Source organism: Mycobacterium sp. 1274756.6, assembly GCF_001668625.1.
GTDB lineage: Bacteria > Actinomycetota > Actinomycetes > Mycobacteriales > Mycobacteriaceae > Mycobacterium.
Genome location: NZ_LZLJ01000044.1, coordinates 40480 through 49775, shown reverse-complemented (window position 1 = coordinate 49775; position 9296 = coordinate 40480). Strand labels below are relative to the sequence as shown.

The 9296-nt window shown below is 70.2% G+C and carries 8 protein-coding genes; 3 read left to right on the top strand and 5 right to left on the bottom strand.

What is annotated here, in order from left to right:
- The coding region (locus A5643_RS05775; RefSeq protein ID WP_066852871.1) for an acetolactate synthase large subunit at positions 1–1227 on the bottom strand (1227 nt) is incomplete at its 3' end.
- A 123-nt stretch (positions 1228–1350) separates the two neighbouring features.
- Here A5643_RS05775 and A5643_RS05770 point away from each other — a divergent pair.
- Positions 1351–1983: a cutinase family protein gene (locus A5643_RS05770; RefSeq protein ID WP_082948752.1), complete on the top strand. Its 633-nt coding sequence runs from the start codon at positions 1351–1353 to the stop codon at positions 1981–1983.
- Here A5643_RS05770 and A5643_RS05765 read toward each other — a convergent pair.
- Positions 1970–3565 carry a class I adenylate-forming enzyme family protein gene (locus A5643_RS05765; protein ID WP_066852868.1) on the bottom strand — a complete coding sequence of 532 codons (1596 nt, stop codon included), beginning with the start codon at positions 3563–3565 and terminating at the stop codon, positions 1970–1972. The genes A5643_RS05770 and A5643_RS05765 overlap by 14 nt on opposite strands.
- A gap of 39 nt (positions 3566–3604) precedes the next feature.
- On the opposite strand from A5643_RS05765, the gene A5643_RS05760 reads away from it, so the two are divergent.
- Positions 3605–4345: a hypothetical protein gene (locus tag A5643_RS05760; RefSeq protein WP_066852867.1), complete on the top strand. Its 741-nt coding sequence runs from the start codon at positions 3605–3607 to the stop codon at positions 4343–4345.
- Here the strand turns inward: A5643_RS05760 and A5643_RS05755 are convergent.
- From A5643_RS05755 to A5643_RS05745, 3 genes are all read right to left on the bottom strand, one after another.
- Positions 4308–4868 carry a GNAT family N-acetyltransferase gene (locus tag A5643_RS05755; RefSeq protein ID WP_066852865.1) on the bottom strand — a complete coding sequence of 187 codons (561 nt, stop codon included), beginning with the start codon at positions 4866–4868 and terminating at the stop codon, positions 4308–4310. The genes A5643_RS05760 and A5643_RS05755 overlap by 38 nt on opposite strands.
- Positions 4861–5478, bottom strand: a complete 618-nt coding sequence (locus tag A5643_RS05750; protein ID WP_066852863.1) for a hypothetical protein — start codon at positions 5476–5478, stop codon at positions 4861–4863. Before A5643_RS05750 ends, A5643_RS05755 begins: the two co-directional genes overlap by 8 nt.
- Positions 5479–5603: 125 nt before the next feature.
- Positions 5604–7256 carry a sulfatase-like hydrolase/transferase gene (locus A5643_RS05745; protein ID WP_066852861.1) on the bottom strand — a complete coding sequence of 551 codons (1653 nt, stop codon included), beginning with the start codon at positions 7254–7256 and terminating at the stop codon, positions 5604–5606.
- A gap of 213 nt (positions 7257–7469) precedes the next feature.
- Here A5643_RS05745 and A5643_RS05740 point away from each other — a divergent pair, with 213 nt between their 5' ends.
- Complete coding sequence (locus A5643_RS05740; RefSeq protein WP_066852859.1) at positions 7470–9251, top strand: N-acyl-D-amino-acid deacylase family protein; 1782 nt, start codon at positions 7470–7472, stop codon at positions 9249–9251.
- Positions 9252–9296: the final 45 nt, after the last annotated feature.

Below are 9296 nucleotides of genomic sequence, written 5' to 3'. Positions count from 1 at the left end.
AGTGCAGATCACCGGCCGGTCGGGCGCCGCGACCGCCGCGCCCACCGCGACCGGCAGACCCTGCCCGATCGCGCCGCCGGTCAGCGCGAGCACGTCGTGCCGGGGGGACCCGGCGGTGGCCGCCGGCAACAGCAGACCCGAGGTGTTGGATTCGTCGGAGACGATCGCGTCCTCGGGCAGCAGGGCCCCGATCACCTGCGCCCAGTTCTGCGCGGTCAACTCCCCCGACGGCAGCTCGGGGGTGGCCGGCGGGGCCAACCGCGGCGCGATGCCCGGGGCCACCACCTCGGCGAGTTGCTCCAGCGCGGCCACGACGTCGGTTTCCAGGCCCGCCAGCGTGTGCACGACGGCGCCCTCGGGGACCAGGTCGCTGGGTTTGCCGGGGTAGGCGAAGAAGGTGACCGGAGCGCGGGTGCCCACCACGATCAGGTGCTCGACACCGTCCAGTTGCGCACTGGCCTGCTCGGCGAGGTAGCCGAGCCGGTCGATCGTCGGGACGCCGGCGCCGCGGGTCAGCCGGGCCGGGAAGGTCTCGACCAGCGTGCGCGCGCCGGTGACCGCGGCGATCCGGTCGGCGGCCGACAGCCCGGCCAGATCGGTGGCGGGGCCGCCGAGCAGCAGGCCGGCCGGCGCGCCGCTGCGCAGGACTTCGGCGATCTCGGCGATGACCTGCGGATCCGGGGCGGCGGGCGGCACCGGCTCGATCGCGGCGGCGCTCTCGGCGCCGTCGTCCCAGGAGATATCGGCGGGCAGGATGAGGTTGGCGACCCGACCGGGACGGGACTGGGCGGCCGCGACCGCCTCGGCGGTATCCCGGCCCACCTCCCCGCTGCCGGCGGTGCGTCGCACCCAGCCGTGTGTCCAGTCGGTGAGCGGCTCGATATTGGATTCCAGCGGCGCGTCGTACTTCTGGTGGTAGGTGGCGTGGTCGCCGATGACGTTGACCACCGGGGTGTGGGCGCGCCGGGCGTTGTGCAGATTCGCCAGCCCGTTGCTCAGCCCGGGGCCCAGGTGCAGCAGGGTGGCGGCCGGTTTGCCGGCGATGCGGCCATACCCGTCGGCCGCGCCGGTGGCCACTCCCTCGAACAGGCACAGCACCCCGCGCATGTCGGGTACCTCGTCGAGCGCGGCCACAAAGTGCATCTCGGAGGTGCCGGGGTTGGCAAAGCACACCTGCACCCCGCAGTCGACCAGCGTGGTGATGAGCGCCCGCGCGCCGTTGGCCATGGAATCCTTTCCGACGTCTCAGACCAGCAAATCGCGGCCGAGTATATCGCCGCGCGGGCCGGCTCCGACCGTGTGGCGGGACCCTGGATCAACCCCCGGAACCGCTCGTGCGAACCTTTATCCATGATCGGAGTTCTTCGTATTCTCGGAGCTGCGGTGCTGGCCGGGGCAGCTGTGTTGGTACCGGCGGCACTTCCGTCGGCAAGCGCCGACCCCTGTCCCGACGCCGAGGTGGTGTTCGGGCGCGGGTCCGGCGAGCCCGCCGGGCTCGGCGGGGTCGGGCACGCCTTCGTCGACGCGCTGCGCGCGAAGCTGCCCGACAAGTCGATCGCGGACTACCCGGTGAACTACCCGGCGACCCATGACTACCACGCCAGCTCCGAGGTGGGGGTGAACGACACCGTGGCTCACGTCCAGTCGGTGATCGCCAGCTGCCCGGACACCAAGATCGTGCTGGGCGGCTACTCGCAGGGCGCGCTGGTGATGGAGATGACCAGTGATCGGCTGGCGCCCGAGGCCGCCGATCACATCGCGGCGGTCACCCTGTTCGGGCCGCCGACGAGCAGCTACGCCGCGTCGCTGTGGGGCGGGCCGCCGCCGGTACTCAACGAGTCCTACCGGCCGAAGACCGCCGAGTACTGCGTGCCCGACGACATCGTCTGCACCGAGGGCGGCAACATGGTGGCCCATGCGCTGGGCTACGCCGACTCGGGGCTGCCCGCGCAGGGCGCCGATTTCGCGGCTAGCCGGCTGTAGCGCCGCGGGCGCGGACGTCGTCGCGCAGCACGCCTTTGGCGATCTTGCCGCCCGACGACCGGGGCAACTCGTCGACGACGATGAGGCGTTCGGGCAGCAGTTCCTTGGAGACACCGCACGCCAGCAGGTGCTCGACGAGTTCGGGTAACTCGAGCGCGCTCCGCGCGGCGGGTTCAGCGGTTTCGACGGTTTCGACATAGACGCAGACCTTCTCGCCGAACACCGCGTCGGGCATCGCCACGGCCGCGGCGACCGAAACCGCCGGATGGCTGCTCACCGCGTCCTCCACCGCCGCGGCGCTGATGTTCTTACCGCCGCGCAGGATGAAATCGGAGGTGCGCCCGCTGACGCGGAGGTAGCCCTCGGCGTCGATGCGGCACAGATCGCCCATCCGCATCCAGCCGTCCGCGGTGAACAGTCGGTCGTTTCCGTTCTCGTCGAGGTAGCCGAGGCTGGTGGCCGGGCCGCGGCACGCCGGCTGGCCGTGACCGGTCGCGGTCAGGTCGCGCTCTCCGTCGAACAGCCGCACCGCCATCTCCGGCACGACCCGTCCGCCGGTGGTCAGCCGGCGCTGCCGGGAATCGGCCCGCGTGGTGCCGCTGAGCAGTCCGGTCTCGTTGGATCCGTAGAACTGCAGGATCGTCGCACCGGTCAGTTCCTCGAACTCGGCGGCGGGCCGGAAGGGCAGCGCCTCCCCGCCGGTGAACACCACCCGCAGCGAGCTCAGGTCGTGGTGGTGGCGGCGAGGATCGGCCATCAGCATCGTCAATTGGGTGCTGACGCAGCACAACACGCTGACCCGGTGTGCGGCGATCGCCGCCCAGGTCGCCGCCGTGGTGAACCGGGGTAGCCGAACGGTGGTGGCGCCCAAGTGGATCGGGGTGGTGTGGCTGGTCCACAGTCCGAACCCGAACGGTGTCGGGATGACCGGTAGGAACACGTCGGTGGCGGTCAGCGCCGCGTGCGCGACCGCCTTGCGGTGGAAATAGTGCCACCGGTTCTGGGTGTGCACCACACATTTGGGCAGCCCGGTGGTCCCGGAGGTGGAGTTGATCAGGAAGACGTCGTCGGCGTCGAGCGCGGGTCCCGGTTCGGCGCGCGCCGTGCCGACGCTCAGCTTCCGCAGCACCAGCGCGGCGGCCCTCACCTCCGCGGCCACCTGCGCGGCAGCCCGGGCGCGCTCCGGGTCGCTGACGACCAGGCGCGGACCGGCGGTGGTGAGGATCGCGGTGGCCTCCGCGGTGCCCACGCGGGCGCCGATGCCCACCGCCACCGCGCCGCAGCGCTCGATCGCCACCAGCAGCACGTGCATGGCGACGCCGTCGTGGTGCCACACCGCGACACGCACGCCGGGTTCGGCGCCGGCGCCGGCCAGCTGTCCGGCGAGGGTGTCGGCGGCTTCATCGAACTCGCGCCAGGTCAGGCGCACGCCGCCATGGTCGAGGTAGGCGGGGTATTGGGGGGTGTCGGCGGCGTTGCGCCGCACCGCGTCGGACAGGGTGGTCGTCGACCACCAGCCGTTGGCGTAGTAGCGGTCCCGTTCCTCGACGGTGAACGCCGGGGAACGGTCGATTTCACGCATCACCGCATGATAGGGCGTGCGGCCGCTAGCATTTCGCGCATGCCACGCCCTCGCGTTCCGCCCGCCCGCTGGCTGGCGCTGGCCGCGGGTGTTCTCCTCGCCGCGGTTGCCCTGGTGTGGGTGTCGTGGCGGGTCGCCGCGCCGCCGCGGGACCTGCGTCCGGTCGTCTTCTCCTACCAGCCGCTGTGGCCGTTCGCGTCCCGGGACGAGGCCGACCGGTGGACCCGGGACGCTCCGGCGGACGGGTTCGCCTGGCACGCCGAGTCGACCGCGTTGCGTTTCACCCGCGACTACCTGGGGTTTTCGGGGGTCGATCAGGTGACCGGTACACGGATCGACGGGTCCGAGGCGTGGGTGTCGGTGGGCTTCGTGCTGCCCAACAACGCCGTGGCGACGGCTGCGACGCTGCACCTCGCCCGCTTCGGCAGCACCGCCGACGCGCCGTGGGAGGTCGTCGGCAGTGCCGACGACGTGCTGACCATCGACACTCCGAGCTATGGCAGTGCCGTCGGCGGCCGGGTCATCGAGGCCGGCGGGCTCGTCACCGGTGTCGACGAATGCCTGCACCTGCATGCCCGCCAGCACTCTCGCGCCGACACAGTCGGTGAGTTCTCCTGTGTGCCGGCCGGCGGCGAGCGTTCGCGGTGGTCCGGTCGGCTCCCGCTGCGCGACACGGACCCCGGCGTGCTCACCGTGGTGGTGTCGACCGGTGGTCATGTGGCCACGGTCGAGCGGTTCGCGGTCACCGGTCTGCGGGTCGGTCCAGCCGCCTCGACATGACGTAATCGTGTTCCAGCGCGGTCCCGACTGCGAAGGTGCGGGTGCCCGAGACGGTGAAGCCGTGTTTGGCGTAGAAGCGTTGGGCGCGAACGTTCGCGCGGTTGACGCCCAGCCAGATGATCTCGGCGTGCCACGCCCGGGCCCGGTCGAGCGCCGTGGCCATCAGTGCGGCCGCGGTTCCGCGGCTGTGCCAGCACGGCAGCACGTACATCTTGGACAGTTCGGCGACCGGCGCCTCGGCGCGCGCCCCAGCGACGGCCGGGCCGCCCGTGTGGCGGATGAGCATCGCATAGCCGGCCGGGTCGGTGCCGCAGTGCGCGACCAGGACGGCGCGCTGTGGGTCGGCGAGGTAGCCGCGGAAGCGCTCGACCGACAGGTTCGCCGCGATGAACGCGGCGATGTCCGCCGAGGTCAACGACGGCGGGCAGGCCAGCGGGAAGGTGCGGGCGGCGATTTCGGCGAGGGCGGCGGCGTCGGCGCGCCGGGCGTCGGCGACCTGAACGCCGCTCGGCCCGTCATTCACCCGCGCAGGTCGTCAGTCTCGGCGGGGAGAAGGTGACCGATCCGACGCCGCCGAGGGTCATCCCGTTGTCGGCCAGCGTCATCGTCGTCACGTACGAGCAGTTCGCGATCACGGTGAGGCCGTTGAGGAAGGCGACGTCGAAGGTGTAGTCGAATACCCGGACCAACTGGCCGGCGCTCCACGGCACGTCGAGGACGAAGCCGAGCGAGGACGCCGAGGCCGCCCCGAGTGCCCGCGGCCCGGCCTCCCCGATCCCGGGTGCCACCGAGAACGTGGTGCCGTCGCGCTTTTCGCCGGCCACGGCGACACTGTGGATCTCATAGCCGGTGGCGGCCGCGGGGATCAGCGGGCCGGCGGAGATCTTCGTACTGAACAAGATTGAGTAGTTGGTGCCGCCGACCACGGCGGTCGTGCTGAAGCTGGTCGAGCTGAACTCCTCCGGTAGCTGGACCGCGCACTGGTCGACCTGTCCGGCCGGATCTTCGCAACCGGGTGCGGGTGCGGCCAGAACGCGGGGTGCGGCCAGTGCGGCGCCGAGCAGCGGCAGCGAGAACGCGGCGCCGCGGACGAAAACCCGGCGGGACAGGTGGTGGTGGGAATTACTGGTCATGTGGCTCTCCCTTCCGGACGCCCGACCTGCTGGTGGTGGCCACCCTACGGATTCGGGGCACGTCGAGCCGGAGGTTCGGTGGGATCGCCGCACGGGAACTTCGCGCCGCGCTGATTGGGGCAGCGTCAGCCGGCCCGCAGCTTGGTGAGTTCGGCCATGTCGGCCAGGCCCTGTTCCTGGGCTTCGTGCAGGAAGTCGGGCAGCGGTGCGCGCAGTTCGGGGAGCACCTGGCGGTCGAGCAGCGTCTGCAACTCGGCCTGGCGGGGATGGCGCCCGGCCTGGTTGTCCACCTCGGTCACGCCGCCGGGGGTGGTGTAGTCGTAGAACTCGCGGTCGATGGGTCGCGTGGTGTCGATATCCATGCTGTCGGGCTTCCAGTAGGAGTACACGCCGAACTTCGCCTCCGGTGTGCGCACGCCGACGATGTGGCTGGGCGCCGACGTCGGGATCTGCGCCGACGGCGAGGGCAAGCCGCCGAAGATCTCTTTGGCCGCAGGGGATTTCGCCAGCGCCACGAACTCCTCCACCGACATGTCGTCGGTGGCGTGCGCGATCCACGGCCGGCCCGGATGGCCGCCGTCGGCCGCGATCGCGGCGATGTCGGCGCGATCCGCCAGGTAGGAGTACCGCGAATCGGACCGCCACCGGTCCCCGCCGTGGGCGATGGTCAACAGCAGCGGCGCCAAATCCACGCTGGAGGTGAACTGGGTGCGGGTTTCGCCGGGATTCGGCGTGAGCCGCCCGGAGGGATCGCGCAGGTACAGCGGCACCCGGATGCTCTCCTCGTAGAGCGCGGCGCCCTTGCCGCGCAGACCGTGGGAGCCGGCGTACTCGCCGTGGTCGGAGGTGAACACCACGATCGTGTTGCGGTCGACGTCGGGCCGGGCCGCCACGGTGTCGAGCACCCGGCCGATCTGGTCATCCACCTGCTGCTGCAACCACAGGTACATGTCCAGGCAGCGGGCCCACAGCGTCGGGTCGGTCATCTCCCCGGTGAGCACCGGTGACATGAAGTTCATGTAGTCGATCTGAAGTTGGGGCTTGTTTCGTCGGCGCAGATCGTCGGCGGTTTCGAAGTTGGCCGGCCGGGCGTCGAACCGGTGCGGGACATCGTCGGGCAGCGGGCTTCTCGGCCACCAGCAGATGTCGTGCGGGTTGACCAGCGACACCGTGGTGCACCACGGGCCGTCGCCGCCGTGTTCGTCGAACCAGCCGCTGAACTGGTCGACGATCGACGGGTCCTGCTCCAAACCTTGATTGGGAGCCCCGTTGGGCGAGGGGTAGGTGCCGCCGGCGAAGCCGTGCGCGTCCAGCCCGTCGGGGGTGGTGTCGGCGTGGTGACCCAGGTGCCACTTGCCCCACCACCAGGTGCGGTAGCCGGCGTCGCGCAGCATGGTGCCCCAGGTCGGGAACCGGGGCGCGAGGGTGGATTCGCTCGGGCCCTCGCCGGTGAAGAGACACCCGGTCTGATGCGAGTACAGCCCGGTGGTCATGACACCGCGGGAGGGCGTACACATGCTCGAGGCGCTGTAGTGCGCGCCGAACGTGATGCTCTCCCGCTGCAGACCGCCAAGACGCGGCAACAGCGCGCTGAGCTCTTGGGGCTCCGGGAACCACTGCGGGGCGCGCATCTGGTCGACGATGATGACCAGGACGTTGGGTTTCGCGGTGTCGGTGGCCGGTCTGCGCAGCAGTTCATACCCGCCCACCCCGACGGCTGCCGCTCCGGCGGCCACCGCCGCACCACCCAGCAGCGTCCGGCGACTGATCTTCGTCATGGCGGTCAGCCTAAGGAAGGTCGGCGGGCGGCGGAGGGATTATCAACCGACGTCACACCCGGGTTTGGCGGGACGACCGGGACTTGAACCACGCGCCGTCGACTCCCCCGGCCCGGCCACCATTGTGACCTGGACCACTTTTGCGGCGCGGGGGTCCATGCTAGACACAGAGGTAGGTTGCTCTCGCGACCCGAGTTGAAGGGGTGCGCCACCATGTTCGACCTCATCGTGCGCAATGGACTGTGGTTCGACGGGACTGATTCCGGACCGCGGCGGGCCACGCTCGGGATTCGCGACGGCCGAGTCGCCGAGGTCAGCTTCGGCGCCCTCGACGAGGCCGACTGTCCCGAGGTGATCGACGCCGCGGGCAAGTGGGTGCTGCCGGGGTTCATCGACATCCACACCCACTACGACGCCGAGGTGCTGCTCAATCCAGGCCTCGACGAGTCGGTGCGCCACGGGGTGACGACGATCGCGTTGGGCTGCTGCTCGATGTCGTCGGTCTACGCCGGCACCGAGGATGTCGCCGACCTGTTCAGCCGGGTGGAGGCGGTGCCGCGCGCCCATGTGCTGGGCGCACTCGAAAAGTTCCGCACCTGGGACGGGCCCGAGGGCTATGTCAAGGCCCTCGACGCGTTGCCGCTGGGGCCGAACGTGACGTCGTTCCTGGGCCATTCGGATCTACGCACCTCGGTGATGGGTCTGGGCCGGGCCACCAACACCTGGGCGTTGCCGACACGGGGTGAGCTCAAGGCCATGGCCGCCCGCCTCGACGAGGCGCTGGATGCCGGCATGCTCGGTCTTTCCGGAATGGACTCCCCCATCGACAAACTCGACGGGGATCGTTACCGCTCCCGGGCACTGCCCTCCACCTACGCGTGGTGGCATGAGCGGTGGATGCTCATCGATGTGCTGCGCCGCCACGGCCGGATCATGCAGAGCGCGCCGAACATCAAGAATCCGTTGACCGCGGTGATGTTCTTCGCGGCGTCGGGTTCGTACCGGACGCGGCGCAAGCAGGTTCCGATCAGCCTGCTGGTGGTGGCCGACGGAAAATCCGCCCCGGGGGCGCATCTGGTTTTGCGTGGGGCCGCGGAGATCGGCAACGCCGTTTTCGGCTCGCGGGTCCGCTTTCAGCATCTGCCGGTGCCGTTCACCCTGTACTCCGACGGCATCGACCTGCCGGTGTTCGAGGAATTCGGCGCCGGCACCGCCGCACTGCACCTGCGCGACCAACTCCAGCGCAACGCGTTGATGGCCGACAAAGACTACCGGCGCAAGTTCCGCCGCGAGTTCATGATCAAACGCCATATGCCCGGCTTGTGGCACAAGGACTTCCACGATGCGCGGATCGTGGAATGCCCCGATTCGGCGTTGATCGGCAAGAGCTTCGGCCAGATCGCCGACGAACGCGGCGAGCATCCGCTCGACGTGTTCTTGGATGTCCTGGTGGAGAACGGCGAGAACAACGTGCGCTGGACCACGACGGTCGGCAACCACCGGCCCGGCGTGCTGGACAAGATCGCCCGCGACCCCAATGTGCAGATGGGTTTCTCCGACGCGGGTGCGCATCTGCGCAACATGGCGTTCTACAACTTCGGCCTGCGGTTCCTCAAGCGGATGCGTGACGCCGAGGCAGCCGGCCAACCGGTGCTGCCGTTGGGGACCGCGGTGCACCGGCTCACCGGCGAGCTGGGCACCTGGTTCGGGTTGGACGCCGGGTTCCTGCGCCGCGGCGACCGTGCCGATTTCGTCGTCATCGACCCGGAAGGCCTCGACGACACGCTCGCCGCCTACCACGAGGAGCCCGCCGACTTCTTCGGTGGGCTGTCGCGGATGGTCAACCGCAGCGATAACGCGGTGGTGGCCACCGGCATCGGCGGCAAGGTGGTGTTCAGCGGCGGGGCGTTCATCGATGGCTACGGACGCACGATGCAGACCGGGCATTACCTCAAAGCCGGAGAGAAACAGGCGCCCGCTGCGACGGCCGGTTGAGCCGCCGCCGCCCGTCGGTACCTCGAACTGCTCGGAAGGACTGCT

What these genes read in the sequence shown, in the direction of transcription:
- A5643_RS05745 (WP_066852861.1), bottom strand. Translation starts at nt 7,256, where the DNA reads ATGACGAAGATCAGTCGCCGGACGCTGCTGGGTGGTGCGGCGGTGGCC.
- A5643_RS05740 (WP_066852859.1), top strand. Translation starts at nt 7,470, where the DNA reads ATGTTCGACCTCATCGTGCGCAATGGACTGTGGTTCGACGGGACTGAT.
- A5643_RS05760 (WP_066852867.1), top strand. Translation starts at nt 3,605, where the DNA reads ATGCCACGCCCTCGCGTTCCGCCCGCCCGCTGGCTGGCGCTGGCCGCG.
- A5643_RS05765 (WP_066852868.1), bottom strand. Translation starts at nt 3,565, where the DNA reads ATGCGTGAAATCGACCGTTCCCCGGCGTTCACCGTCGAGGAACGGGAC.
- A5643_RS05750 (WP_066852863.1), bottom strand. Translation starts at nt 5,478, where the DNA reads ATGACCAGTAATTCCCACCACCACCTGTCCCGCCGGGTTTTCGTCCGC.
- A5643_RS05770 (WP_082948752.1), top strand. Translation starts at nt 1,351, where the DNA reads ATGATCGGAGTTCTTCGTATTCTCGGAGCTGCGGTGCTGGCCGGGGCA.